The sequence below is a fragment of the Gluconacetobacter diazotrophicus PA1 5 genome, assembly GCF_000021325.1.
In the GTDB taxonomy this organism is placed as follows: domain Bacteria; phylum Pseudomonadota; class Alphaproteobacteria; order Acetobacterales; family Acetobacteraceae; genus Gluconacetobacter; species Gluconacetobacter diazotrophicus.
On sequence record NC_011365.1, the window covers coordinates 1306952 to 1333283 of the forward strand.

Below are 26332 nucleotides of genomic sequence, written 5' to 3' on the forward strand. Positions count from 1 at the left end.
AAGCGTTCGGGATCAGGCCGAACGAGCCGCCTTCGCCGCTGCCAGACGGGCCAGGCGCACCTGCTTGCGGGCCTCGCGCGCTTCACGCCACGCATCGACCGCCGTACGGGTTCCCTTCGCGGCCCGACGCGTCGCGCCACGGGGCGCGGATGCCGGGGCAGCCTTGGCCGCCGCCTGCTTCTTGCCCTTGGGCGCCTTGGGCTCCGGCGCCTTCACGGCCTTGGCGGGTGCCTTTACCGCCGCCTTGGCCTTGGGGGCCGCCTTCGCGGCAGGCTTGGCGGACGTCTTCGTCACGGCCTTGGCCGGAGCCTTGGGGGACGGCGCCTTGGCCGCTTTCACGGGGGCTTTGACGGGGGCTTTCGCCGGAGCCTTCACAGGCGCCTTCGCGGCCTTTGCGGCCGGCGCCCGGGTCGCCTTGGCGGGCTTCACGGCAACGGCCTTGGCCGCGGGCGCCGTGGCCTTCGCACCCTTCTTCGGCGCCTCGATCACCGGGGCCGCCTTGCGGGCGATGCGGGCCGGGCCCTTGGCGACGGCCGCACGCGCCGTGGTCCGCGTGGCAGCCGCCTTGCGTCCGGCAGGGGCCACCCGCGCCGCGACCTTGCGCGCCGGGGCCGCCTTGGCGGGCTTGCGGGCGGACGTCACCGCTTCCTCGGCCACCGCGCCGGTTTTGATCGCAGCACGTGCGGTCCCGCGACGCCGCGCGGGCGCCGCCGCGACGACGGGCGCCGCAACGGGTTCGGCGGCCACGGCCTTCGCCGTGCGCGAACGGCGCGCGGGCTTTGCCGCGACCGGCGCCGGCTCGGCAGCCGGCGCGATTTCAACCTTCGCTTCGGCTTCCTTGGCCTTCTTGCGGCCGCCCTTCGCCTTCGCGGGCGTCTCGGCCACGACCGGGGCCTCCGTCGCGATGGCCGGGGCGGTCGTCACCGGCGTTTCCGCCTTCTTGTCGGATGCCTTGCGCCGCCCGCGCGTGGCCGGCTTCGTTTCTTCGCTCATATAAATACAACCTTCCGCTTGTCCTGATGGCCATCGTCCGGGCGGTAGCGCGCCAGCGCCATGGGCCCATGGTCCGAACGGAAATCCCGAAAAGCCGTTTCGTTCCCACCATGCCGGATACCCGCCCGAACTGAGGTCAATGAAATACCTCGTTCTTCGGCATCATCTCGACCCTGCACGGGCACATGTCAAGTCAAAGCCATGACGGATTGCATTTTTTTCTTGCAGGACGAAACACAGATCGCACCCCCTCTTGGAAGGAAAGAGCAGTCGTATTTTATTTTTCCTATATTATATAACGATTCTGACAAAATCGTCCCAGGCCGCCGCCCACCCTTCCCCCATGTCGCGCGGGCGCCCGCCGCACCGATGAAAAACGGAGCGCGCGGGCGCCGCCCGCCGGTTCACGAGGCCGGCGGGACTCCGGCCACCGTCGGCGGGACCGGAAAACCGACCATATTCCGGTCCGATTTCGCGACCCGCCCCCCGCTACCCCGCGCTTCAGGCTGCGCTGTCGACCAGGACCAGTTCGGAATCCTCCAGCGCGGTCACACGCACGGTCTCGGTTTCCGAAATCGCCGCCCCGTCGCGCGCCGCCACCCGCTTTCCTTCGACCTCGACCGCGCCGCTGGCCGGCACCAGATAGGCCACGCGTTCGGCGCCCAGCGGATAGTCGACGCTCTGTCCCTTGCGCAGGGTGGCCGCGACGACCCGCGCGTCACTGTGAATGCGCAACGCCCCCGCATCGTCGTCATAGCCCGAGGCCAGGACGACGAACCGCCCCGCACGTTCGCCCCTGGGGAAGGGACGCGCGCCCCATGACGGCGCGTGTCCCCGCGCCGTGGGCAGGATCCAGATCTGGAAAAGGCGCGTCGTCCGCTCTTCCAGATTGAATTCGCTATGGACGATGCCGGTACCGGCGGACATGACCTGCACGTCGCCGGCCTCGGTCCGGCCATGATTGCCCAGGCTGTCGCGGTGGGTGATCGCCCCCTCGCGGACATAGGTGATGATTTCCATATCCCGGTGCGGATGCGACGGAAAACCGGTGCCCGGCGCGATGGCGTCGTCATTCCAGACGCGCAGGGCACCCCAGCCCATCCGCGCCGGATCGTGATAATCGGCGAACGAGAAATGATGCCGCGCATCCAGCCAACCGTGGTTGGCGGCACCGAGACTGGCAAACGGACGGATATCGATCATGGGAATTTCTCCTGTCCCTGGCGGGTTGTGTCTGGACAGAAGATAGGCGCAACGGGCATCGTAAAAAATGGAAATGGTGGAAACACATAGGTTCTGGAAACGACATGACGCGACTCCCCGACCTGGAAGCCTGGGCCATCTTCGCCAAGGTGGTGGAAACCGGGTCCTTCGCGCGGACGGCCGAAGAGCTACAGATCTCGAAACCCACCGTGTCCAAGGCGATCAGCCGGCTGGAACACCGGCTGGGGTCGCCCCTGCTGCATCGCACGTCACGGCAGTTCTCGCTGACCGAAACCGGGCGTGGCGCGCTGGAGCGCGCCACGCGCATCCTGACCGATGGAGAAATGGCCGAGGCCGAGGCCCGCGAGCAGACGGTGCATCCGCGCGGCCTGATTCGCATGACCGCGCCGATGACCTTCGGGATCGCGCATCTGGCACCCGTCCTGCCGGATTTCATGGCGTCCTATCCGGACATCGACATCACGATAGGATTCAGCGACCAGATCGTCGACCTGGTCGGCGGCGGCTACGACCTGGCCGTGCGGATCGCGTCGCTGTCGGATTCCTCGCTGCGGGCGCGGCGGCTGTGCACGGTGCGACTGCTGATGGTGGCGTCGCCCGGGCTGCTGGCACGGGTGGGACAACCCACCCACCCGCGCGACCTGGAACAGATTCCGGGCTTCGTCTACACCAACGTCGCGACGCCGGGGCAGATCCGGCTGCATCACGCCCAGGCCGGCGAGTATACGATCGTGCAGCCCGGCCGGCTGCATGCCAACAATGCCGAGGCGTTTCGCCCCTTCCTGCTGGCCGGCCTGGGCATCGCGCTGTTGCCGGAATTCATGATCTGGGATGACCTGGCCGCCGGCCGGCTGGTGAATGTCCTGCCCGAATGGCAGGTGACGCCGGTGGCGATCCATCTGGTGACCCCGCCGGGACAGACGCGTCCGGCGCGGGTATCGGTACTTCTGGAGTATCTGGCAAGCCGTTTCGCGACCGCGCCCTGGGCCCGGTCGGCCCGCGCGGCGTAGCACCGGAGGCTGTTTCAAAAGTCCTGCCTCTTATCCGTCCTTTACCGTCAGGGGCAGGCCCGCGACCACGAACATGACTCGCCGCGCATCGCGGGCGATCGCCTGGTGCAGCCACCCGGCCTCGTCACGGAAGCGGCGGCCGAGCGGCGTTTCGGGCACGATGCCCAGCCCCACCTCGTTCCCCACCAGGACGGTCGGCGCCGGACGTCGCCACAGGGCCTGCAGCAGCCCTTCCGTCGCGGCCGCGACATCGCGGTCGTCCAGGATCAGGTTGGTCAGCCACAGCGTCAGGCAATCCACCAGGACCGGCATCCCGCCGGCCCAGTCCAGGGCGGCGGAAAGGTCCAGCGGTTCCTCGACCGTGTGCCAGCCGGGGATGCGCGCGGCCCGGTGATGGGCGATCCGCCGGCGCATCTCGTCATCCCAGGCCCGGCCGGTCGCGATATAGGTCCAGGGTCCCGGGCACGCCGTGACCAGGGCCTCGGCATGGCGGCTCTTGCCCGACCGGACGCCGCCCAGAACCAGGGTCCAGTCCGCTCCGTCGTGTCTGTCCGCCCCGCATCCCGCCGGTTCCATCGCGCGCCCCCCGTTGTCCCCCACCACGCTGTCTTGCATCGCGGCGCATAACGCCACACAAAAAGCGCCATGCCAGCCCCGCGCCGCACCTCCCTGCCCTTTCCCACGCCGGATGCCCTGCGCGCGGCCTGCGCGGACCTGCCGCCGCCGGACGAGGCGGCACGGTACGCCATCGCCGCACGCGAGGCCACGCTGACGAAGCCGCCCGGCAGCCTGGGACGCCTGGAAGAACTGGCGGCGTGGCTGGGGGCATGGCAGGGCCGGGAGAGACCGGCGCTGGACCGGGTGCGGGTGGTCGTCTTCGCCGGCAACCACGGGGTCGTCGCGCGGGGCGTGTCGCCATGGCCCGCCAGCGTCACCGCGCAGATGGTCGCCAATTTCGCGGCGGGTGGGGCGGCGATCAACCAGATCGCGCGCGTCGCCGGGGCCGGGCTGACGGTGGTGCCCATGATGGACCTGGCCCCGACCGCGGATTTCACCGTCGCCCCGGCCATGGACCAGGACGCATTCCTGGCGGCGGTCGCCACCGGCCATGACGCGGTCGAAGCGGAAACCGACCTGCTGTGCCTGGGCGAGATGGGGATCGGCAACACCACCGCCGCCGCCGCGCTGGCGGCATCCCTGTACGGCGGCAGCGGCGCGGACTGGGCCGGACCGGGCGCGGGATCGGACGCGGACGGCGTGGCGCGCAAGGCCCGGACGATCGACGCCGCGCTGGCCCGTCACGCCGGCCACGCCGGCGACCCGCTGGCACTGGCGCGGTGCCTGGGCGGGTACGAAATGGCGGCCATCCTGGGCGCGGTCCTGGCGGCGCGGCAGAAGCGCGTGCCGGTCGTGCTGGACGGGTTCATCTGCACGGCGGCGGCGGCGCCCCTGCTGCGGCTGAACCCGGACGGGCTGGCCCATACCGTCCTGTCGCACCGGTCGGCCGAGGCCGCTCATGGCGTCCTGGCCCGGCATCTGGGGCTGGAACCGTTGCTGGATCTGGGCCTGCGCCTGGGCGAGGCATCGGGCGCGGCGCTGGCCGTGCCGCTGCTGCGCGCGGCGGCAGCCTGTCATGGCGGCATGGCGACATTCGCCGAGGCCGAAGTCAGCGAGAAGAAAGTCAGCGGGGAAACATGACCTGGCTTACCCGAGTCCGCGCGGACCTCGCCACGGGCCTGGGCCTGCTGACCCGGCTGCCGGTGTCCTGGCTGGCGCGGGGCAGCACGGGCGTCGACCTGGCGCGGTCGGCCTGGACATGGCCCCTGGCGGGGCTGGCGATCGGGGCCTTGGGGGGCACCGTCCTGACCGTGCTGGCTGAGGCCGGCATCGGCCGCCTGCCGGCGGCGGGATGGGCCGTCGCGGCGCAGATCCTGCTGACCGGGGGACTGCACGAGGACGGGCTGGCCGACATGGCCGACGGGTTCGGCGGCGGCCGGGACGCCGCGCGCAAGCTGGCGATCATGCGCGACAGCCGCGTGGGCAGTTACGGGGTCATGGCGCTGGGCCTGGCGCTGCTGATCCGGGCGACGGCGGCGGCGGACCTGCCGCACCCCGTCGCGGCCATGGCGGTGGCCGGGGGCCTGGGCCGGGCCGCGATGGCCGGCCTGGTGGCGGTGCTGCCCCCGGCCCGCCAGGATGGAATGGCCGCCACGATGACGCGCATTCCGCCGCCCGTTCTGGTCGCCAGCCTGCTGACGCCCGTGATCGCCGCGCGGCTGACGCTGACGCAGTTCCAGACGGGCAGCGTCTGCCTGGCCGCCTGCGCGGCGGCAATATTGATGGGCCGGATGGCCCGGCGCCAGGTCGGCGGACAGACCGGCGACATCCTGGGCGCCACCGCCCTGATCATCGAATGCAGCGTACTGAGCGTACTGACGGCCGCCTGACGCCATCACCCGGACACATCACCTTGGCACCATCACATCGTCGCGCTCCGCCGGACGACCGCTTGCGCCCGGGCGCCACGCCCCCACATGCGGCCTGTCGGGGCGTGAATCCGGCCCCGGATGGAGATCGATATCATGTTCGGTAAACGCATGGCCGGCTATCCGGCCGGCCACAAACTGTCGGACACCACAAAACAGACACTGGGCGGGGTTGCCGTCATCCTGTTGATGCTGGTCGCGATTGCGCTGAGCATCCTGCTGTCACCGACGATTCCCCTGGGCCAGTGAATAGGGTCCCCCGGCCATCGCCGGGGGACGCCCTGCAATCAGCGAACCTGCAACTGGGCCCGGGCCTCGCCATCCGGATGGGCGGCGGTGTGCAGATTGACGTAGACGCGGCCGGCCCGCAGCGCCGTCACCTGCTCGGGCGTCAGGATGACGGCGCCGCGCAACGGGCTGGTATACGGGCCGCTGATCGGCGCCAGCACCCCGGCATCCTGCCCCGGATCGGCGGGACCGTGGAAATGGGCGGCCATGACCGGGCCGCTGAGTCCCTTCCAGGTGATATGGTAGGTCACAAGGTTTTTCTTGTCGTCCAGCGTGGCGGTGACGCTGCCGCTCGGGGTTTCCGTCACGCCGGCGGCCGGGGTGAACTGGCCGGTCACGTGCTGCGTCCGCGCCTCGGCCGGCGCCACGGCCAGGACAGGCGCGGCCAGCGTCAGGCCGGCGAACAGGTAAGAACGGATCATGTATTGGGATCTCCCGCAGAACTCGCTATGGCAGCGCAAGCATCGGCACGTCGTTTTCCTGCCGCTTCGCGCCTGCGCGGCCTGAAAAGCTTTGCCTGCCGAAATTCAGATGTCCAGACCGGCCGAACGGTTCAGCGCCGACAGGTCGGGATCGATCCGGGTGTCGACAAATCGCGCAACCTGGATGCCGCATGCAATGAGCAGCCCGGAAACCAGGCTCATCATTCCCAGATAGACCATTGCCGTTCTCCTGCTGAAAACCACACAACAGCGTCAGAAATGGCCATCGCCTGTGCTCGAATCATGGCGAGAGCCGGACTTTTCTGCAGCATCGCCGTATCGTATCCCGACACGGGTCGTTACGCCTTCATAATCCCGATCGTGCCCGGATGCGCGTTAACATTATAAGACACGCATCCCGTCGCCGAGGACCCTTTACCAGCCATTGCCACCCCCGCCGCCATGGACGTATGGGCCGCGATCCTGATGGTCACCGCGACCATAATGGTCGCGATAATGATCGCGGTGGTCATAGCAGCCACCCAGCGCCACCGCCGCCCCAATCACGCAGGCGATACGCCATGCGCCTCGATGATATCCACCCGGGCGATGAAGATCTGCCATCACGACTTTCTCCTGTCACAGCAACACCAAAACAGGTGCGAAGTTCCAGAATTACAATAAATTCCGTCTGGTTATCCCACGGTAGCACCGACCCGATCCTGCCTGCCCCGTTTCAGGGACCGATCGCCCTCAACCGACATTCTGCACGAGGGTCCAGCGCCCATCGACCTTCTTGAAGGAAAGTTGCGCCGTATTCGTGCCGTTTTTCGTCACGGCGGTCACCGCACAGCGATAGACGCCATTGTCCTGCGCCGTGCAGTCCGCATGGGAAATCACCAGATCCGCCGGATCATACGGGCCGCTGAACAGGCCGAGCGTCATGCCGGACGCCTTTTGGTTCTCCGTCTGCATCGCGCTGCGGATCACCTGCTGGATATCGGCGGTGGTGGGCGCCCCGGCCTGGCCGCAGGCAGCCAGCATCATCAGCAGCGCAAGGCCCGCCGCCGGTTTGGTGAGGGTGTGATGCATTGAATCGCGCGTCCTTCCAGGCATGGTTCGCATGACGGAAGAACGGTTGAGCCGGGGACCGGTTCGCGGCGAACCCGGGCGGCATGCCTGCTTTGCCGCCATGGGGGTAAAAACCGCCGCGCCGCGCCACACATTATTTGTCGGACAAGGAGAACGACCCATGCCCCGCTTCATCGAAGACGACGACGCACCGGCCAACACCGGGCCGGACAAGCACGAACAGGCGCGACGCCTGGCCGAGGCTGCCCTACGGGCCGAGGAAGAGGGCCAGCAGGCCCACGCGGACGAATTGTTCGCCGAGGCCGAACGCACCGACCCGCTGGCCGTGGAAAATGTCCTGATGGAATGGCCCGAGCATCCGCGCGCCCGCCGCCATGGCCGCGGACCTACTTAACGGGCGTCTCGGCGTCCGCGTTGCGCCGCAACAGGGCAGCACCCTCGGCGACCGCGTTCCAGGCCGCCTGGGCCAGGGCCTTGCGGCTGGGAAAATCGTCGGGGTCCAGGGCCGGATGCAGCATCACGGTGGCGCGCATCGAACGCCACTGCGCCAGTTGCCACACGTGCGGCGCCAGGTCCATGTCGCCATACCAGGAGAACACCGCCCGGCGGTGGCGGTTCACGTTCAGCCCGTCCAGCCGGTCATAGACCAGCGAGACCGGCTGGATCAGCGGTGCCATCCCCGGCGCGTAGGTCAGCATCGGGGGCTGGGTGTCGGCCCCCTTGCGCAGGGCCGGCATCTTGGCGATCGCGAAGAACGCCGACATGAACGGCAGGACCCGCGCACCGTCGGATGAGGTTCCTTCCGGAAACAGGACCAGGTTGTCGCCGTTGATCAGGCGTCCGACCATCTCGTCCCGCTCGCGCCCCGTCGTGCTGCGCTGGCGGCTGACGAAGATCGTGCGCCCGATGCGCGACACGGTTCCCATGATCGGCCAGTTGCCGATATCGCCCTTGGCCACGAATACGGACGGCAGGACGGTTCCCAGCACGGGCACGTCCAGCCATGATGCATGGTTGGAGACATAGATCACCGGGCGTTCGCCCCGCGCCCGCGCGCGGGCGCCGCCCACCGTGCCGGCCCGGGTGCCGATCACCCTGATGTCCAGCGACAGCAGCCGGCAGAGCATGCCCCAGATCACACGGGTCCAGCGGATCTTCGCAGTGCCGGGCACCAGCAGCAGCAGGGCTTCGAAACCGACCGACAGGGGCACCCATACCGCGATCGCGACCAGACGCGCCGTCGCGCGCAGCCGTGCCGGGAACCGGCCGCGAGGAGCGAACCCCACATCGGGACCGTCAGCCGGCCCGTCATCGGGCAGCACCATGGCCCGACGGCGCCCGGCCCGGCGCCCGGTCATGCCCGACACCCCGGACAGGGGGGCATGAGGCGCGAAACGCGGAAAGGAACAGAAATCATGTACCGATCATAGCCCGGATAACGTGGCGGCCCAAACCGGGGCCGGCCGCCGACGGTCATGCATCATCAATCGGGGCCCAGTCAATCGACGCCCCGCGGAACCCTGGGACACGGGACCCTGGGACACGGACACGCTGCCCGGCGCCCCGCCCACGTATCACATAGCCGATAGGGTGGGAAACATCCGGCCGCGACTCACGTTCAGCCGTTGTCGCATGAGCCAACATTGGAGGTCATCATGTCGAGAACGGCCATGGCGGGCGCCGCCCCCCGCACGGACAAACCCCAGGACGAAAAGAAAAAACCGGGCCGCGCCGAAACGGAGGCCAAGCTGGACGAGGGACTGGACGAGAGCTTTCCGGCCAGCGACCCCCCCCTCCACCGGCGGATCGACGTCGGCCGACGCCGAGTAAACGGGAGGGAGCGAAGCGCGGGACGGCAGGCCGACCTGTCGCAAAGCCCCGCCTGGGAACCTGTCACGGGCAGGGCGCATGATACGCCCCCCGATCGACGTCCGCCCCCGGCGTGACGTCTCCGTTCGTGGTGGCGTGGCCTGTGCATGACGCAGGCGGAAGCCCCATATAGCGACTGTGTCGCCAGGCGACATGACGCCCGGCAAGACGGTGCAAAGCCGCAATCGCCATGAACGGATGGCATGGTCCATAAGGGCAAGGCATGCGCGACATGACCGCCAGAGTGCAACCCGGTTGGAAAAAGGGAGAACTTCCATGACGATGTCGCATTCCCGCCTCGGCGCCTCTTCCGGAAATCCGGCCGATATCGGGCCGTGGCTCGATCGGACCGAATGCGCGTCCTGGCTGGACACCTTCCTTTCGGAAACCGCACCGCAGCGCGGATACGGGCACCTGCTCCGCCGGGCGGCGGATACCGGACTCTATGACGTGGTGCGGAACTGGAGCCAGACCCCCAGCCCGTTCCCCACCGACATGCTGACGGTACAGTTGCTTCTGCCCCCGGACCTGGTGGCCGAAATCGCGCGCGAGACGGCGATGACGGATCAGGACACGCTTGCGGCCCTGACGACCGAACTGCCGCTGGCCGTGCGGCGGCACAGCACGCAGAAGCGTTTCAACCGGTTCGGACATGCCGGCTGCCAGGGCGAGGACCCCACCCGGCGATAAGAGTCCGTTTCCGAGCCTTGATGCCGGTGATCCGATGCGTGTTCCGCTCCCGCATCGCGGCTCCGGGGAACCACATTGAGAAGCGGCGCCGGCGGCTACCGCATTGGTGCGGACGCCATCTGCCGTTTCGTGATCTCCTGTTTTCCAAGCGATTTCCTCCCGCGGCGATACGTGTCTGCACATGGCGCGCGGCGTATGCACGCCTGTCCGGAACCGGACCATCCCGCATGACGTTGCCACCCTGAAAGATCGCGACGACGGGAGCGGATGCGTCGGCCCACCCGGCACGCGATCATGCCCGAAGCTGGGCCATGGGTTCGCCTGGTCTGGTGTCGCGTCCGCTCGCGCACATTTTCGTCACGTTTCATGGGCACAATAATGCGCCTGAGCCCGAAAGCCTTGGAGGCGGGCACGGACTGACAACCAAGATCCTGATATTATTAAATAGCTCGCATACATTCCTGATTGTGACGATTTTCGATTTCATGGTATGGCTCGACCCTATAGGAAGGCTGAAATAGCGGATACACCGCCGGGCGCCAGGATGCTGCATTCTCGTTCATTACGAATTCTTCGAAATGTCGGTCATTCCGTACGAGACTGTCCCGGTGACGAAATCACCCTATCCGCATGGGTCCGGGCGACTATCGGCGTTTCGTCGCGTAATCGCATTGTTTCCCATGCATACTGATGCATCGCTCCGCATAACCCATGGACCAGAGAGGACCGTGACATGTCTGACACCACCTTCCCGGTGATCGGCACCAAGGCTGCCAACACGACCCGTATCGTTCCCGTCATCCTGTCCGGCGGAACCGGCAGCCGGCTTTGGCCGCTCTCGCGGGCCAGCTATCCCAAACAGCTCTGGTCCCTGGTCAGCGAGAAGACGATGCTGCAGGAAACGGCGCTGCGCGGCTGCGGGGAAATGTTCGACGCGCCGATCGTCATCTGCAACAACGAACATCGATTCCTGATCGCCGAGCAACTGCGCGAGGCCGGTATCGAGAATGCGCGGATCGTGCTGGAACCCGCCGGACGCAATTCCGCCCCGGCCATCGCCGCCGCCGCCCTGCTGGCCGCCGAGACGAACCCGGATGCGGTGCTGTGGATCATGGCCGCCGATGCCGTCATCACGCGCCCGGAAACACTGGAGCACCTGATGCCCGCGGCGGCGGCGGCGGCGCAGCGCGGCCATATCGTCGTCTTCGGCATGCACCCCACGCGGCCCGAGACCGGATACGGCTACATCGAGGCCGGCAAGCCGCTTGCCAAGCTGCCCGAGGCCAACGCGGTCGCCTGCTTCATCGAAAAGCCGGATGCCGCGACGGCGGCCGAGCTGATCGCGTCGGGCAAGTATATGTGGAATTCGGGCATGTTCGTCTTCACCGCCCGTACCCTGCTGAAGGAAATGGAGACCTACGCCCCGGCCGTACTGAACCCCGTACGCCAGGCCGTCGAACGCCGCACCAGCGACCTGGTGTTCCAGCGCCTGGACCCGCAATCCTTCCTGTCCACGCCCGATATCTCGTTCGATTATGCCGTCATGGAACATACCGACCAGGCGGCGGTGATCGCCGGCGATTTCGGATGGACCGATATCGGCAGCTGGGACGCGCTGTGGGACATCAGCAGGAAGGATGACAGCGGCAATGTCGCCGAAGGCCAGGTTTTTCTGGAATCGGTCCATGGCAGCTATGTCCGGTCGGACGAGATCCTGACCGCCGTCGTCGGCGTCGACGACGTGATCGTGGTCGCGACCCGCGACGCGGTGCTGGTGACGCAGCAGAGCAAGGCGCAGGACGTCAAGAAGATCGTCACCCGCCTGCAGGCCGCGGGACGCCAGGAGGCCAAGGCGCATAACCGCTGCTATCGTCCCTGGGGTTTCTATGAAAGCCTGATCCAGGACCAGCGCTTCCAGGTCAAGCGCATCGTCGTGATGCCGGGCGAAAAACTGTCGCTGCAGAAGCACTACCATCGCGCCGAACACTGGATCGTCGTCAGCGGCGTGGCGCTGGTGACCCGCAATGCGGAACTGATTACCGTCCATGAGAACGAGAGCATCTACCTGCCGCAGGAATGCACCCACCGGATGGAAAATCCCGGCAAGATTCCGCTGGTGCTGATCGAGATCCAGACCGGATCCTATCTGGGCGAGGACGATATCATCCGGTTCGAGGATAACTACAACCGCAGCTGATGCCTCATCTCCGAAATTCGATCGGCGGATTTCGGAGGTCGGCAGCCTCCGGGAGAGGATCATGACGACACGATCACGCTTTCTGGTCACGGGCGGCGCGGGCTATGTCGGCAGCCATGTCGTGGCCGCGCTGTGCGATGCGGGGCATGATGTCGTCATATTCGACAATCTACGGACCGGACATCGGGAGTCCGTCCCCGATGGCGTGCGCTTCGTCCCGGGAGACCTGGCGGACCGGCCGCTGGTGGACAGGGTGCTGGCGGACGGCCCGTGGGACGGCGTGCTGCATTTCGCCGCGCTGTCCCTGGTCGGCGAGAGCATGCAGCAGCCGTTCCTGTACATGGAGGCCAATGCCGGACTGGGATTTTCGCTGATCGATGCCTGTGTCCGCCATGGCGTCAAGCGGTTCGTCTTCTCATCGACCGCCGCCCTGTTCGGACAGACCGAGGACGCCCTGATCACCGAGCGGACACCCATCATTCCCGGCTCGCCCTACGGCGAGAGCAAGCACATGGTGGAACGCGCGCTGGTGTGGGCCGACCGCATTCACGGATTGCGCAGTGCCTGCCTGCGCTATTTCAACGCGGCCGGTGCCGATCCCACCGGACGGATCGGCGAGGACCACCGGCCCGAAACGCACCTGATCCCCCTGGTCATCGATGCCGCTCTGGGACGACGGGGGGAACTGCAATTGTTCGGCGACGATTATCCGACGCCGGACGGTACCTGCATCCGCGATTACATCCACGTCACCGACCTGGCGCAGGCGCATCTGGCGGCCCTGGACGTCATCCATGACCGCAGCGTCGTCTATAATGTCGGAAACGGGGTCGGTCATTCCAACATGGAGGTCATCCGCAGCGTGGAACGCGTGACCGGGCGCACCGTCCCGTGGCGCCTGGCCCCGCGCCGTCCCGGCGACCCCGCGCGCCTGGTCGCCGGAGCCGAGCGGCTGCGCGCGGAAACGTCCTGGACCCCCCGCTTCGCCAGACTGGATGACATCGTCGAGACGGCCTATCGCTGGCGCCTGGCCCACCCGGACGGCTATCGCAGCCTGGTCGCCGCCGAGAGCCTGCTAGAGCAGATCCTGAGTAGGCGGAATCGCCTAATCACGTGAAGATGCGCTGAAAACAAAAATCTAGAGTGCATGATTGGGTTTACCCAATCATGCACTCTAAGAGGCCGACTAAGGCACCATCAGGGTCCCGCTATCCACCAGGTCCTGAAGTTTCGCCGGTGGAACAGGATAGCCGAAATAGAAGCCCTGGGCCTCTTGGCAGTCCTGCTCTTCCAGCCAGCGGAGCTGGTCCTGGCGCTCGATCCCCTCGGCGATGACGCGGATTCCCAGGTTCTTGCCCAGCGCGATGATCGCCTTGACAATGGCCCGGCTGCCCGGTGACGAACCGAGGTCCTGGATGAAGACGCGATCGATCTTGAGGCGGTGGATCGGAAGCCTGGTCAGATAGACCAGCGAGGCATAGCCGGTTCCAAAATCGTCTATCGCGACCGACACGCCCATCTGCTGCAGGGCGGCAAGCTGCCGCCCGGCGGATTCGGGGTTTTCGATCACCGCGGTTTCGGTCAGTTCCAGTTCAAGGAAGGACGGGTCCAGGCCGGCTTCCGTCGTGGCGTCCACCACCAGTCGATGGACGTCATGCTGGCGAAACAGGACGCCCGACAGGTTGACCGCGACACGGATATGAATGCCGTCGCTCTGCCATCGCGCCGCCTGGCGGCAGGCCTCGCGCAGGGACCACACCGTCATGGGCGCGATCAGCCCGGTTTCCTCGGCCAGCGGCAGGAAGCAGCCCGGATGGACCAGGTCGCCCCCCGGCTGCACCCAGCGGATCAGGGCCTCGACCCCGCATAAGGTGCCGGAGGCCAGATCGATCTGGGGTTGATAATGCAGGACGAATTCCTCGTTCTCCACCGCGCGGCGCAATGCCTGCTCCAGTTCGGTCGTGGCCGCGAAGGCCTGTTCCATTTCCTCGTCGAAAAAGGCGTAGCGGCAGCGTCCCTCGTTCTTGGCACGGTACATCGCCAGATCCGCGCGCTTGAGCAGCGTCTCGAACGTCGCGCCGCGGGCAGGGAACAGCGTCACCCCCGCACTGGCGCCGACGCTCGTGACCCGGTCGCCCAGGGTGAAGGGACGGGCGAAGATCCCCACGATCCGCTCCGCCATGTGCGCCGCGTCCGCCGCGTCGATGACGTCATGCACGATGGCGAATTCGTCCCCGCCCAGGCGCGCGATGATTCCGGCCCGGGGCAGCGCCGTCCGCAGCCGGAGCGCGACCTTGCGCAGCAACAGGTCGCCGATCGTATGGCCCTGCGTGTCGTTGATGCCCTTGAACCGGTCGAGGTCCATCAGCACAAACGCGAAAGGGGGGCCGTCCGCCCCGCGCTGCCGCAGCAGCACCTGCATCTCGGTCTCGAGCTTCGAGCGACTGGGCAGACCCGTCAACTGGTCATAATAGGCCAGATGATGCAGTTCCCGCTCGGCCTTCTTCCGGTCGGTGATATCGAGCGACGTGGTCAGGACGTACCGCATACCGCTGGCGTCGTCATAAAACGGGATCTTGGACGTCAGCAGGATACGTTCCATGCCGTACCGGTCGGCAATGCTTTCCTCGTACCGCGCGGTGGGCAGGCCGGTTTCCAGCACCTGCCTGTCGCGGAGCTGCGATGCCGCATCGTTACGCCCCTGCCCTGCCCCCATCACCCGGGCATGGAATCTGTTGACGAAGATGTAATTCCCCTCGGCGTCCGTGGCGCTGACCAGGGCGGGCACCGTGTCGATGACCTGCAGCAGGCGGTCGCGGCTGCCGCGCAGGATTTCGGCCTGCGCGGCCCGGCTGTTTTCCAGTTCCTGCTCCAGTTGCACGGGCGAGCGGGCGCGCTTCTGGTGCCAGCCCAGTTGCAGCAGGTTGCGGGCCCGGGTCAGGAATTCCGTGTGATCGACGGGGCTGGACAGGAAATCGGTGGCCCCGGCCGCCAGCGCGCTGATACGACCCTCGCGGTCTTCCTGGGCCGTCACGACCATCACCGGCACATCGCCGCCCCAGCCCAGGGCGCGGATGCGCGCGGTGAAAGCCGCCCCGTCCATCATCGGCATTCTGCAATCGGCAATGACCAGATCGGGGATATTCGTGTCCCCAAACCAGTCCAGCGCCTCGATCGGGGAAGCGAAGGCTTCGACCTGGATGTCCGCGCCGAGCGTCATGGCCATCCGCGCGAGGATCGTCCGGGTGGCGGAACCGTCATCAACGACGACGACAAGTCGCATTCGGGCCTCGGCGGATGGGGTGCAGGACCGGAACGGCCGGCCGGACGCGACTCTGTCAGTGGGCACGACGATGATACGAACGCACCACAAACGCACGATATTCGTTTTGGATGCATTCCGGCCCGATTCCGGTCACGGCCCGGCCTGAACACTCCCGGGATCATCCAGGGCCAGGGCCAGTTGCGGGCTGGCACCGCCGGTGAGGTCGAGATTCGACAGCGTCACCCCCAGCAGGCGGATGCCCCGTTCTGGCGGAAAGAACGGCCGCAGCAGGTCGCATGCGACCTGGCGAAAGACGGCGTGCGCGGCCAGCGGCTGGGGCAGCGAGCGGGCGCGGCCGGTCTGCTGGAAATCGGCATATTTGACCTTCACCGTCACCGTGCGCGCGACCAGCCCCCGCTTGCGGCACTCGCCCCAGACCCGGTCGACCATGCCGTCCAGCGCCGACAGGGCCTCGGCCCAGTCATGGATGTCATGTTCGAAGGTGCGTTCCGTGCCCACGGATTTTCGGCGGCGGTCGGCTTCGACCGGCCGGTCGTCCCGTCCCCGGGCGATGCCGTAATAAAAGGCGGCCGCCTTGCCGAAATGCCGGGCCAGGCTGTCCATGTCGTGGGCGCGCAGGTCCAGGCCGGTGCGGATGCCCATCGCGCGCATGCGCGCGGCCGTTGCCGGGCCGATCCCGTGAAACGCCTCGACCGGCAGGGATTCGACGAAACGCGGGCCCATGCGGGGTGTAATCACATACAGCCCGTCAGGCTTGCGATAGTCCGAGGCCAGCTTGGCCAGGAATTTGTTGTACGACACCCCGGCCGACGCGGTCAGGCCCGTTTCGGCGCGGATCGCCGCCCGGATATCCTGCGCGATCGCGGTGGCGGAGGGACGGTCGATCAATGGATCGGTCACGTCCAGATAGGCTTCATCCAGCGACAGCGGCTGAATCAGCCCTGTATAGCGCGCGAAGATGGCATGGATCTGCGCCGAAACCGCCCGATAGACGTCGAAGCGCGGCGGAACGAAGATCAGGTCGGGACATTTGCGCCGCGCCGTGACCGACGGCATGGCGGAGCGTACGCCATAGCGCCGGGCCTCGTAACTGGCCGCGGCGACGACGCCGCGCTGCCTGCTGCCGCCGACGGCCAGCGGCCGGCCGCGCAGGGCGGGATCATCGCGTTGTTCGACGGAGGCATAGAAGGCATCCATGTCGACATGGATGATGCGGCGTAAGGAAGCGGGGTCGGGATCGGTATCCTGTGGCGACATGCCCTGCTGCCCGCACACGAAAAGGTCCGCCCCGGAGCATGACCCCGGGGCGATACGATCAGGCGCCGGCCTTGCAGCAGGACTTCTTCTTGAAGAAGAAGATCACTGCCGCCACCAGGCCCAGCGCCAGCATCCCCTTCACACACGGGGACTTCACGGAGCATTTTGCGGGACAATTGGCCATAATCTTTATTCCTTGCAACAACATCCGGCATGTGGACAGGCCGGATCGCCCACCATTCTACCCGCCTTGTCCCGGCTGGCTAGCCCGGGCCGGGCATGGCAGGTCAGGTCCGGGCATGGATCGCATCGCACAGCGCGGGATCGACCCCGCGCGCGTAGGGCAGGCCCAGGACGTCATGCAGATCGTCGCGCGTGGCGCGGCACACGGCGGCCGCGTCATGCGAACGCAGGGGGGACGCGATGACATGGCTGCCCGCGTCGGGAAAATCCACCCGCCGCCGCAGGGCCGGGGACGTTCCCAGCCGATCGAACATGTCCAGCATCGCCGGGACCGAGACCGTGGGGTCCTGATGCGCGGGGTCGCGATCGTAATAGCCGAGGAAGACCGGCGCCACGACGCGGCGGAACGTGTCGCCGGTCATCTGGCCCCGTGTCAGTTCCGCCAGCGCGACATACCCGTCGACATGCACGTCGCCGGTCCAGATCGGCCCCTGGGCAGCCCCGCGCGTCACGTCATGGCCGTGATTATGCACCAGCCACATCAGGTCCGTCCCCCAGGGCCGGAACAGCGGGTCCAGCCTGTCGCCCCGTTCGCGCACCAGGGGCGACCACAGGACCAGGCCCGCGACCCGGCGCGGGTACCGGGCCGCCAACGCCAGCGCCAGCGTGCCCCCCGTGGAACTGCCGGCCACCACCACCCGGTCGCCTATGGCCCCGCCGATAGCCAGCGCGGTGGCCGCTCCCTGCATCAGCCGCGCGGCCGTCAGGCCCCGCATCGCGTCCGGCGCCCGCAACCCGTGCCCCGGCAGGCGCGCCAGATAGAGGTTGCAGCCGAACAGGCGCGCCAGGCCGGTATGCAGGGGCGCGCCCTCGCCCTGGCTGGCGGTAAAGCCGTGCAGGTAGACGATGGCGCAGGCGGTGCGCGCCGGATGGGCCGGATCGGCCCAGACCACCCGGGCCCGGGTGTCGGGCCGCAACGGGCCCGCCGCCTTCTCCCCGGCCGCGATCCAGGCATCGAGCGCCGCCGGGTCGCGCGGCACCGAAGGCAACGGTACCGCCCCTGTCCACGGACGAACCCGCGGCCCCGCCAGGACCAGTACCGCCAATACCACCAGCGCCGCCGCCAGCCTGGCCCGCCATCCCGTCATGCTTCTTCCCCCGGCCAAGCCCTGCCATGCCCTGCCATGCCCTGCCATGCCGGCGGACATTCCATCAAACACCGCCGACAGGGTGGTGTCGATTTCCGTCCGGCATGCTTCCTCCGGCCGGTTCCGCCGACTTGACCCCTCCCTGGGACGCGCCTAGCGTCGCAGGCCATGACGTCCGTTGTCCGGTCCCTGCTTCCCGCGATCATCCTGTGCGTACCCTGCTGGGGGGTGCCAGGGGCAGCCCGCGCGGCGCCGGAAGCGATCGCGGTCGATGGAGTCCGGCCGGTCCAGGTCGCGGATTATCGCGACCTGGCCAAGGTGTTTCGCACCTTCAACGCGTTTCCGGCGGCCGACCGGGCGGACCTGACGCTGCATCTGATTGCGCGCGTGCTGCCCGGCGACCGGCCGATCCAGTCGGCGCCCCCCTATCTGCGCCGTGCCTCCGGCCCGGTCGCGCTGTTCGGCGCGACGGGAGCCGAGATGCATCTGCCGCTGACCGATGCGCTATGGGCTGAAAACCCGCCCGTCTATGCGCCCCTGGCACACGGGCAGACGGTGGGGCTGCGCTTCGTCATCACGGTGACGCACGGCCAGACCGACCGGTTTACCGATGTCCAGGCCCGCACCTGGCTGCGCGAACTGGATGGATGCATCGAGGACGTGGTCGGCGTGGTCTTCGCCTTCCTGATGCCGGACGCGCACAAGTTGACGGTCGAAGTCGCGGCCGGCGCGCGCCTGGATGCGGTCTCGAACGGCGCGGTGCGCCCGCTGGTCGTCAATCGCGGGGCCGTACCCTACGCCTTCACGTTTCGGCCGCAGGATTACCCGCGCGACACGGTCTTCCGCAGCGACCGTCCGCTCGGCACGCTGACCGCGGTCATTCCGATGAATATCCACGGCGAACTGACGCGAAACGGCGATTAGAGGGCTTCCGGCTTCGCCGCCATATGCTGGCGGTCCCACCGGCGGGCGAGCGGCAGCAGCAGGGCGACCACCGCCACGATCCCCGCAGCACCGACCGCCAGGTCGAGGAACAGGCCGGCATAGGCCCCTGCCCCGACCGGCACGACCGCAGCACCCGCCCCATGGTCGATGGCGGCCAGATTGGCGATCATGCTGCCGAGATACATCGCAACCCCCATCGCCAGAAGGTACGACCCCATCATGAATGCCCCCATGGCGGGCGGGACATAGCGTGCGATGACCGCCAGTCCCAGCCCGCCGATCAGCAATTCCCCCACCGACAGGAAGCCGTACGCCCAGATCATGATCCAGGGCGAGACCCGCCCCGTGCCGCCCGAAAGCGCCCCCAGCCACCAGACCACGAAGGACAGCGAGACCAGGCTGAACCCGATCATGAATTTCTGTGCGATCGACAGGTCTCGCCCCGCCCGCGCCAGGCGCCGATAGGCAAAGGCCAGCGCGGGGCTGGCCAGCATGATCCAGATCGGATTCAGGGCCTGGAACTGACCGGCCGACATGCTGAACAGCGTCACTCCACCCACCCCGACCTGCCCTCGGACGGCGCGCAGCGCGAACAGGGTCAGCGAGGTCACCGTCTGCTGGTAGAAGATGAAATAGAGCATGCCCTGGATCGACAGCATGTAGGCCATGCGCAGCCCCGGCCGCTGGGCCGCCGCGGCCCGGCGATAGATCACGGCCCAGGACAGCAGGACAAGCAGCGCCGCCAGCCAGACGCAGTCCCGTGCCAGCGTGGGCCGCGCCAGCACCAGGTCCAGCGCGCCGATCACCCCGCCGATCCCCAGCAGGACCATCCCGGCGTGCCGGGGCGGAAGCGGCGCGAAATCGGGCACCGAGCCGATCCGTGCCAGCCGCCGCCGCCGGACCACGTACATGCACAGCCCCACGAACAGGCCGGCGGAACACGCGGCGAACGCCACCGCCGGACCGAACCGGTTCTGCAGCCACGGCGTCAGCAGCGTCGAGGCCGTCGAACCGACATTGACCGCCATGTAGTAAAGCGTGAAGGCGGAATCGAGCGCGGCATCGTCGTCGTCATAGATACGGCGGACCAGGTTGGCGGCATTGGGTTTGAAAAAGCCGTTGGATACCGCGATGATTCCCATCGCGACCGTCATGAACTGCACCTGCACCGTCGCCAGCGCCAGGGTGGCGTAGCCGCACATCATGCCCACGGCCCCCAGCAGCATCGCCCGGCGCGACCCCAGCACCCGATCGCCCAGCCAGCCGCCGACCACCGGCAGCGCATAGGTCATGGCCGCGAAGGCGCCCATCAGCAGGTTGGCCTGCGTGTCGCCCAGGCCCATATGCTGCACCATGAACAGCAGCAGCACGGCCTGCATGCCGTAATAGCCGAACCGTTCCCATAATTCGATGGCGACCACGACCGCGAAGGACGACGCGCGGGACGGCTGGGCGGCACCGGCGGAGGGGGAGAAATTCATGAAATTCCCAAGGACATGGCAACGCGGAAGGCGAGAGCCCTAACAGAGAGGACAGGCGCGCGACAATGCCGGGACAGACCGGCAACTGACATTTGATGCCACCGGCATACAACAGGTCGAAACGATTCCGGTCATTTCATGCCACGGCGGGGGTTTCAATCGCGAGCGACGTGTCGCCTTGGCGCTGCTTGCCCATGGTACGGTGCACGATCCCGGCCTCGATGAATTCCGGGCCCTGCGCCACATATCCCAGGGATTCGTAAAAGGGCAGCGCCCCGGCCTGGGCGTCCAGGACGAATCGTTCGACAGCACGGCAGGCGGACGCATCCTCGATCGCGATCATCAGGCGCCGGCCCAGCCCCTGCCCGCGCCGGGCCGCATCGATGGCGACGCGACCGCTCCTGGCCGTCTTTCCATCCGGCCCGAACAGGACGCGCGCGGTCCCCACCGGCCGCGTCCCCTCCAGGACCAGGAGGTGCAGCGCCGTTTCGTCATGCTCGTCATACTCCATGTCGAGCGGAACCTGCTGCTCATCGACGAAGACGGTCTTGCGGATCAGGAAGCAGGCGTCCCTGTCCTGGCTGCTTTCGGCGATCCTGATCGTGGTCATCGTCATGGTGCGGGCCCCGCCTGGGTGTCGGTTAACGGAAACGGTGCGGCACCATAGACCGGATGATCCCGGCGCCGAAGCCCGGCACGGCGTCCCCTGGATACCGCCCTGATGCCGCGACCCGGGGACACGGACCGCCCCCTGATGCATATCCCCCATGCGCCTGCCGCCCACGCCTTGTAATGGGCATCCGGGACGTCCACCTCAGCATGGCACCATACGTTCCAGGGAGATCGTAATGACAAACAAGACGACACCTTCCGAAGCCGGTACAGCCCACGCCCATACCTATCTGGGAACACCGACGGACCTGAAGCACGACGCCGTCCACAAGATCTCGGCCGGCCTGAAGGCGGTCCTGGCGGATGTCTTCGCCCTCTATATCAAGACGAAGAACTTCCACTGGCACATGAGCGGGCGGCATTTCCGCGATTATCACCTTCTGCTGGACGAGCAGAGCAGCCAGATCTTCGCCATGACGGACCCGCTGGCCGAACGAGCGCGGAAGATCGGCGGCACGACCCTGCACTCGGTGGGGGAAATCAGCCGGCTGACCAAGGTGTCGGACAACGATGCGATCTATGTCACGCCCGAGGACATGCTGTCCGAACTGCGCGAGGACAACCTGGCCCTGACGGCCCGCATGCGCGCCGTCCATGCCGTATGCGACGAAGGCAACGATGTCGCGACGGCCAGCCTGCTGGAAAACTGGATCGACGAGACCGAGCGCCGCACCTGGTTCCTGTTCGAATCCACCCGACCGGCCTTCGGCAGCAATAGCTGACGCGCCGCCCATATCCGATCATCAGGAAAGGCAGTGTCATCACTGCCTTTTTTGGTATCCAGGCCGAGGGTCATCCGAAGCGGGAGGAAAGATCGGCATGGAGCGGTATCAGGATGTCGGGACGATGCAGCCACGAAGCGCGGTCGGATATCGCGGCCTGGCGGTGCGCGACGCCGTGCAGGACGCGGTGATCGAACTGGCTATTCTCTATCCGACCGGGGATACGCCGCACGCCCGTTCCTTCGGTCCCTACAGTCTGGACGTGGCGACCGACGGGGGCGTGGCGGGGCGGGACCGCACGCTGGTGGTGCTGTCCCACGGCAATGGCGGGTCGCCCTGGGTCTATCGCGACCTGGCGATGGCGCTGGCGGGCATGGGCTTCGTCGTCGCGATGCCCCGGCACCCCGGCAACAGCCTGAACGACAATGCGCTGGCCCGCACGATCAAAAACCTTGAAAATCGCCCGCGCCATGTCTGCCTGAGCATCGCCGCCGCCTTTGCCGACCCGCTGGTCGGCCCAGGCCTGCGACCCGGCCGCGTGGCCCTGATCGGCCATTCGATGGGCGGATATTCCGTCCTGGCCGCGGCGGGCGGCCAGCCCTGGACCCGACAGGACGGACCGTCCGGCGGCCCACCCCATCGCATCGCGGTGGAGCACGACCATCGGGTCCGGGCCCTGGTGCTGCTGGCCCCGGCCACCCTGTGGTTTCGCGCCCCCGGCGCCCTGTCTTCCGTGCGCGGCCCCATCCTGATGCGCAGCGCCGAACATGACACGATCACACCGCCATCGCAGGCCGGCATCGTGCTGGACGGCGTGCCCGACCCCACGCAGGTGGATTATCGATGCGTGGCGGGGGCGGGGCATTTCGCGTTCCTCAGTCCGTTCCCGGCCAACATGGTCCATCCGAACTTTCCGCCGTCGCAGGACCCGCCGGGCTTCGACCGCGCGGCGTACCAGGGCGTGCTGAGCCATGACATCGGCACCTTCCTGCACCGGACGATGGAAGCCGATGCGGCAATGCCCTATCGCGCCAGCCGGCGTGGATGACCATAGGTATTGGTCACCACCACACCCGCCATGACGATCGCGCCGCCCGCCAGGGTACGCAGGCTCGGGATTTCGCCGGTCAGCACGAAGGCCAGCACCAGGGTCGCGGGCGGTAACAGATACAACAGCGCGGCACCGCGCGCCGCCCCCATATGGCCGACGACGAAGGCCCAGGCCGCATAGCCTATGGCCGCCGGGAAGACCGCCAGTTCCAGCACCGCCGCCCAGCAGCGGACGGGCGCGTGCGGCAGGACGGTCAGGGCCTGCGGCAGCCAGGGGGAAAGGCACAGGGCGCCGGCCATCAGGATGTAGCTGATGCTGGGCAACGCGCCGTAGCGCAGCACCAGACGCTTCTGCAGCGTCGTATACAGCGCGCCGCAGAACGCGGCCCCAAACACCAGGGTGGCCCCCGAACCGAAGGACACGCCACCGATCTGCCCCTCGGCAATCAGCACCACGCCCGCGAAGCTGAGCAACGAACCCGTCCACCCCCAGAGGGACAGCCGTTCGCCCATCGTCACCACCGCGATCAGGGCCGCGATCAGCGGGGCGGCACTGATCAGCAGGCTGGACGCACCGGCCGACACCGTGACCTCGCCGGTATTGAACAGCACGTTATAGACCGCGATGCCGATCACGCCGCAGGCCAGGATGCGCGGCACGTCGCGTGCGGCGGGCAATGGGGGACGCTTCCATGCCAGCCACGCCATGGCGAGCACCGCCGCCCCGGCATAGCGCGCCGCGGCCAACGGGATCGGCGGCAGGTCGCGCAGGGCGATCCGCACGACCGGATAGGCGCTGGCCCAGGACAGGATGGCAATGGCGACGATCAGGGGAATGAACCGCGCGACGGTCTTGGTCATTGCTCTGTCTTGTCCGTTCCCGATCGACGGTCTGGGGATGTCACCCCGATCGCATAGCGTCATATCGGACCTGCACGCCTGGCGCGAGGGGTTCGGTACGGATTCGTTTCATCCGGCGCCTTGCGCGACGGGCGTGGGGGATTCATCGTCCATCCAACCGGAACGACAGATGGACCACGTCATGACCTCTCTTCTTCGCGGCGGCCGCGCCGGGCGGACCCTTCGGCGTCTGGCCCTGTGCCTGCCCGGATTGCTGCTGGCGACCACGGCCCAGGCGGCACCGGAGGCCGCCTCCGCCCCCGGCGGCCAGTGCTATGCGGACCTGGCGGCCACGCGGAATTTCACGCTGGGGTTGCCGCGCCATGCCCAGCCGACGCCGGACGGCCGGTCGGTGCTGTTCCTGCGCAGCGGGCCGCGCGATACCATGCTGCATCTGTGGCGGTTCGACGTGGCGGACCGCAGCGAAACCGAACTGGCCCGCCCCGCCGCCGGCCCCGAAACCCTGTCGGTCGAGGAAAAGGCCCGGCGCGAACGCGCCCGGATGTCGCTGACCGGCATTACCGAATTCGCACTGTCCGATGACGGGCGGGTCGCCCTGGTCAGCCAGGGCGACCGGCTGATGCAGGTCGCGGTCGCGACGGGGCGTGTATCCGACGTGCCGGGTCGCGGGTGGATCGCCCCCCGCCTGTCGCCGGACGGCGCCCATGTCGCGGCGGTGCGGGACAATGACGTCTATGTCGTGGCACCCGGCAGCGGCGACACGGTGCGCCTGACCCATGGTGGAACCGATACGCTGACCCACGGGCTGGCCGAATTCGCCGCCGCCGAGGAACTGAGCCGCCCCGACGGGCTGTGGTGGTCGCCCGACGGGCAGTCCCTGCTGTACGAGGAAGCCGACACATCGGGCGTCGAGAAGCATTACATCGCCGACCCCCAGCATCCGTCCATCGCGCCGGTCGAATTCCGCTATCCGCGCGCCGGCACCGCGAACGCGCGCATCCGCCTGGGCCTGGTCGCCCGCACCGGCGGCCCGACGCGCTGGGTGACGTGGGACAATGCTGCCTTTCCGTACCTGGCGCGGGTCGTCTGGCCGAAGGGGCGCGGCCCGCTGTCGCTGGTCGTGCTGAACCGCGCCCAGACCCAGGAAAAGGTGCTGCGCGTGGACCCGGCCACCGGACTCACCACGACATTGCTGGACGAACATGACCCGGCCTGGATCAACATCACCCCGGCCGGCGAGGGACGCGGCCACGCGCTGCCGCGCTGGCTGCCGGACGGCAGCGGGTTCCTATGGGCCGCGGAGCGCGACGGCAGGTGGCGCCTGGAACTGCGCCGCGCCGACGGCACGCTGGATCATGCCGTCACGCCGCCGGACCTGCCGTTCGTCTCGCTGGACGATGTCGATGCCGATGCCGGCACCGTGACGGTCACCGCCAATCCGGACCGTATCCGGACAGCAATCTACCGCCTGGACCTGCATGGCGGCACGCCCGTGAAGCTGGGGACCGAACCCGGGCTGCATGCCACCGCCTTCGCCGAAGGCGGACATGCGCGCTTCGTCGACAGCGTCACGGGCGCGGACGGCAGCGCCGCCACCGTCGTGCGCGACCGGGACGGGCACGTGCTGGCCACGGTTCCCGCCGTGGCGGAAACCCCGACCCTGGCGCCGCATATCGAATACACGAGGGCCGGCGCGCGGGACATGGACGCGATGATCGTCCGCCCCGCCGACTTCACGCCCGGCCGGCGCTATCCGGTCGTGCTGTCGGTCTATGCCGGCCCCGGATACAAGCAGGTGCTGGACGCGCCGCGCCTGTATCTGGAAAACCAGTGCATGGCCAACCATGGTTTCATCGTCGTCAGCCTGGACGGACGGGGCACGCCGGGGCGCGACCATGACTGGGAACGGGCGACCAGGAACAACCTGATCGACCTGCCGCTGCAGGACCAGGTCGACGGACTGACCGCCCTGGGACGGCGCTTTTCCGAAATGGACATGACGCGGATCGGCGTGCATGGCTGGTCGTTCGGCGGCTATTTCACCGCGATGGCGACCATTCGCCGCCCCGATATCTTCAAGAGCGGCGTCGCGGGCGCGCCCCCGGCCGATTTCGCCGATTATGACACGGCCTACACCGAACGATACCTGGGCACGCCCCAGGCCGACCCGGACGGCTACCGGGCCAGCAACGTCCTGACCTATGCCGCCGCGCTGTCGCGGCCGCTGCTGATCATGCACGGCCTGACGGACGACAACGTGTATTTCGAAAACACGATGAAGATGACACAGGCCTTCATCACCGCCGGCCGGCCGTACAATCTGCTGCTGCTGCCCGGCACCCACATGCTGACCGATCCGGCGCTGCGCACGCAGGTGGCCCTGGCCCGCGAGGCCTTCCTGGCCGCCACGCTGAAACCCGAGACCACGGCGGCCATCCGGTAGGCCGCCCTCCTCC

At 67.7% G+C, this 26332-nt stretch carries 27 protein-coding genes; 13 read left to right on the forward strand and 14 right to left on the reverse strand.

Annotated features, from left to right (window positions below; all coding sequences use genetic code 11):
- Positions 1-12 precede the first annotated feature (12 nt).
- Together GDIA_RS05810 and GDIA_RS05815 are read right to left on the reverse strand one after the other, a co-directional pair.
- The gene (locus GDIA_RS05810) at positions 13-993 is read right to left on the reverse strand and encodes a hypothetical protein (RefSeq protein WP_012223633.1); all 981 of its coding nucleotides are present in this window, start codon (positions 991-993) and stop codon (positions 13-15) included.
- Between the two features lie 501 nt (positions 994-1494).
- Complete coding sequence (locus tag GDIA_RS05815; RefSeq protein ID WP_012223630.1) at positions 1495-2196, reverse strand: pirin family protein; 702 nt, start codon at positions 2194-2196, stop codon at positions 1495-1497.
- Between the two features lie 104 nt (positions 2197-2300).
- Here GDIA_RS05815 and GDIA_RS05820 point away from each other — a divergent pair, with 104 nt between their 5' ends.
- Positions 2301-3227 carry a LysR family transcriptional regulator gene (locus GDIA_RS05820; protein WP_012223629.1) on the forward strand — a complete coding sequence of 309 codons (927 nt, stop codon included), beginning with the start codon at positions 2301-2303 and terminating at the stop codon, positions 3225-3227.
- Positions 3228-3257: 30 nt separating this feature from the next.
- Here the strand turns inward: GDIA_RS05820 and cobU are convergent, their stop codons facing one another.
- Positions 3258-3803, reverse strand: coding sequence for a bifunctional adenosylcobinamide kinase/adenosylcobinamide-phosphate guanylyltransferase (gene cobU, locus GDIA_RS05825; protein WP_049762872.1), 546 nt, complete (start codon positions 3801-3803; stop codon positions 3258-3260).
- A gap of 69 nt (positions 3804-3872) precedes the next feature.
- Between cobU and cobT the strand changes: the two genes are divergently transcribed.
- The 3 genes from cobT to GDIA_RS19075 all read left to right on the forward strand — a co-directional run bounded on the left by cobT (position 3873) and on the right by GDIA_RS19075 (position 5962).
- Positions 3873-4925, forward strand: a complete 1053-nt coding sequence (cobT, locus tag GDIA_RS05830; protein WP_012553626.1) for a nicotinate-nucleotide--dimethylbenzimidazole phosphoribosyltransferase — start codon at positions 3873-3875, stop codon at positions 4923-4925.
- Positions 4922-5674, forward strand: coding sequence for an adenosylcobinamide-GDP ribazoletransferase (locus GDIA_RS05835; protein WP_012223626.1), 753 nt, complete (start codon positions 4922-4924; stop codon positions 5672-5674). Before cobT ends, GDIA_RS05835 begins: the two co-directional genes overlap by 4 nt.
- A gap of 120 nt (positions 5675-5794) precedes the next feature.
- Complete coding sequence (locus tag GDIA_RS19075) at positions 5795-5962, forward strand: hypothetical protein (RefSeq protein ID WP_157864149.1); 168 nt, start codon at positions 5795-5797, stop codon at positions 5960-5962.
- Between the two features lie 38 nt (positions 5963-6000).
- On the opposite strand, the gene GDIA_RS05840 is transcribed toward GDIA_RS19075, so the two are convergent.
- The 4 genes from GDIA_RS05840 to GDIA_RS05850 all read right to left on the reverse strand — a co-directional run bounded on the left by GDIA_RS05840 (position 6001) and on the right by GDIA_RS05850 (position 7515).
- Positions 6001-6423 carry a CHRD domain-containing protein gene (locus GDIA_RS05840; RefSeq protein ID WP_012553628.1) on the reverse strand — a complete coding sequence of 141 codons (423 nt, stop codon included), beginning with the start codon at positions 6421-6423 and terminating at the stop codon, positions 6001-6003.
- Positions 6424-6528: 105 nt separating this feature from the next.
- The gene (locus GDIA_RS19780; RefSeq protein ID WP_012223624.1) at positions 6529-6663 is read right to left on the reverse strand and encodes a hypothetical protein; all 135 of its coding nucleotides are present in this window, start codon (positions 6661-6663) and stop codon (positions 6529-6531) included.
- Between the two features lie 119 nt (positions 6664-6782).
- The gene (locus GDIA_RS19080; RefSeq protein ID WP_012553629.1) at positions 6783-6956 is read right to left on the reverse strand and encodes a hypothetical protein; all 174 of its coding nucleotides are present in this window, start codon (positions 6954-6956) and stop codon (positions 6783-6785) included.
- 220 nt (positions 6957-7176) lie between these two features.
- Complete coding sequence (locus tag GDIA_RS05850) at positions 7177-7515, reverse strand: hypothetical protein (RefSeq protein ID WP_012553630.1); 339 nt, start codon at positions 7513-7515, stop codon at positions 7177-7179.
- Positions 7516-7675: 160 nt separating this feature from the next.
- Between GDIA_RS05850 and GDIA_RS05855 the strand changes: the two genes are divergently transcribed.
- Complete coding sequence (locus GDIA_RS05855; protein WP_012223621.1) at positions 7676-7909, forward strand: hypothetical protein; 234 nt, start codon at positions 7676-7678, stop codon at positions 7907-7909.
- On the opposite strand, the gene GDIA_RS05860 is transcribed toward GDIA_RS05855, so the two are convergent.
- The gene (locus GDIA_RS05860) at positions 7902-8840 is read right to left on the reverse strand and encodes a lysophospholipid acyltransferase family protein (RefSeq protein WP_012553631.1); all 939 of its coding nucleotides are present in this window, start codon (positions 8838-8840) and stop codon (positions 7902-7904) included. The two genes, GDIA_RS05855 and GDIA_RS05860, sit on opposite strands and share 8 nt — an antisense overlap.
- A gap of 330 nt (positions 8841-9170) precedes the next feature.
- On the opposite strand from GDIA_RS05860, the gene GDIA_RS05865 reads away from it, so the two are divergent.
- The 4 genes from GDIA_RS05865 to galE all read left to right on the forward strand — a co-directional run bounded on the left by GDIA_RS05865 (position 9171) and on the right by galE (position 13388).
- A complete protein-coding gene (locus tag GDIA_RS05865) occupies positions 9171-9461 on the forward strand; it encodes a hypothetical protein (RefSeq protein WP_012553632.1) in 291 nt (96 codons plus the stop codon).
- 199 nt (positions 9462-9660) lie between these two features.
- Complete coding sequence (locus GDIA_RS05870) at positions 9661-10074, forward strand: hypothetical protein (RefSeq protein WP_012553633.1); 414 nt, start codon at positions 9661-9663, stop codon at positions 10072-10074.
- A gap of 733 nt (positions 10075-10807) precedes the next feature.
- On the forward strand, positions 10808-12271 hold the full coding sequence (locus tag GDIA_RS05875) for a mannose-1-phosphate guanylyltransferase/mannose-6-phosphate isomerase (protein ID WP_012553634.1): 1464 nt from the start codon (positions 10808-10810) through the stop codon (positions 12269-12271).
- Positions 12272-12332: 61 nt separating this feature from the next.
- A complete protein-coding gene (gene galE, locus GDIA_RS05880) occupies positions 12333-13388 on the forward strand; it encodes a UDP-glucose 4-epimerase GalE (protein ID WP_012223612.1) in 1056 nt (351 codons plus the stop codon).
- A 69-nt stretch (positions 13389-13457) separates the two neighbouring features.
- On the opposite strand, the gene GDIA_RS05885 is transcribed toward galE, so the two are convergent.
- From GDIA_RS05885 to GDIA_RS05895, 3 genes are all read right to left on the reverse strand, one after another.
- Positions 13458-15554 carry a putative bifunctional diguanylate cyclase/phosphodiesterase gene (locus GDIA_RS05885; RefSeq protein WP_012553635.1) on the reverse strand — a complete coding sequence of 699 codons (2097 nt, stop codon included), beginning with the start codon at positions 15552-15554 and terminating at the stop codon, positions 13458-13460.
- Between the two features lie 132 nt (positions 15555-15686).
- Positions 15687-16814 (reverse strand): DNA polymerase IV, encoded by a 1128-nt coding sequence (gene dinB / locus GDIA_RS05890; protein ID WP_049762873.1) that lies wholly within the window; start codon positions 16812-16814, stop codon positions 15687-15689.
- 287 nt (positions 16815-17101) lie between these two features.
- Entirely contained in the window at positions 17102-18145 is a 1044-nt protein-coding gene (locus GDIA_RS05895) for an alpha/beta hydrolase (protein ID WP_012553636.1), read from the reverse strand.
- 168 nt (positions 18146-18313) lie between these two features.
- Here GDIA_RS05895 and GDIA_RS05900 point away from each other — a divergent pair, with 168 nt between their 5' ends.
- A complete protein-coding gene (locus GDIA_RS05900) occupies positions 18314-19069 on the forward strand; it encodes a hypothetical protein (protein ID WP_012223604.1) in 756 nt (251 codons plus the stop codon).
- On the opposite strand, the gene GDIA_RS05905 is transcribed toward GDIA_RS05900, so the two are convergent.
- Positions 19066-20571: a peptide MFS transporter gene (locus GDIA_RS05905; protein WP_012223603.1), complete on the reverse strand. Its 1506-nt coding sequence runs from the start codon at positions 20569-20571 to the stop codon at positions 19066-19068. The genes GDIA_RS05900 and GDIA_RS05905 overlap by 4 nt on opposite strands.
- A 136-nt stretch (positions 20572-20707) precedes the next feature.
- A complete protein-coding gene (locus GDIA_RS05910; RefSeq protein WP_012223602.1) occupies positions 20708-21187 on the reverse strand; it encodes a GNAT family N-acetyltransferase in 480 nt (159 codons plus the stop codon).
- Positions 21188-21419: 232 nt separating this feature from the next.
- Here GDIA_RS05910 and GDIA_RS05915 point away from each other — a divergent pair, with 232 nt between their 5' ends.
- Both GDIA_RS05915 and GDIA_RS05920 read left to right on the forward strand, forming a co-directional pair.
- Positions 21420-21965, forward strand: coding sequence for a Dps family protein (locus GDIA_RS05915; RefSeq protein ID WP_012223601.1), 546 nt, complete (start codon positions 21420-21422; stop codon positions 21963-21965).
- 97 nt (positions 21966-22062) lie between these two features.
- A complete protein-coding gene (locus GDIA_RS05920; protein WP_012553637.1) occupies positions 22063-23013 on the forward strand; it encodes an alpha/beta hydrolase family protein in 951 nt (316 codons plus the stop codon).
- On the opposite strand, the gene GDIA_RS05925 is transcribed toward GDIA_RS05920, so the two are convergent.
- On the reverse strand, positions 22989-23876 hold the full coding sequence (locus GDIA_RS05925) for a DMT family transporter (RefSeq protein WP_012223599.1): 888 nt from the start codon (positions 23874-23876) through the stop codon (positions 22989-22991). The two genes, GDIA_RS05920 and GDIA_RS05925, sit on opposite strands and share 25 nt — an antisense overlap.
- 169 nt (positions 23877-24045) lie before the next feature.
- Here GDIA_RS05925 and GDIA_RS05930 point away from each other — a divergent pair, with 169 nt between their 5' ends.
- A complete protein-coding gene (locus tag GDIA_RS05930) occupies positions 24046-26319 on the forward strand; it encodes a S9 family peptidase (protein WP_012553638.1) in 2274 nt (757 codons plus the stop codon).
- The last annotated feature ends 13 nt before the right edge of the window (positions 26320-26332 follow it).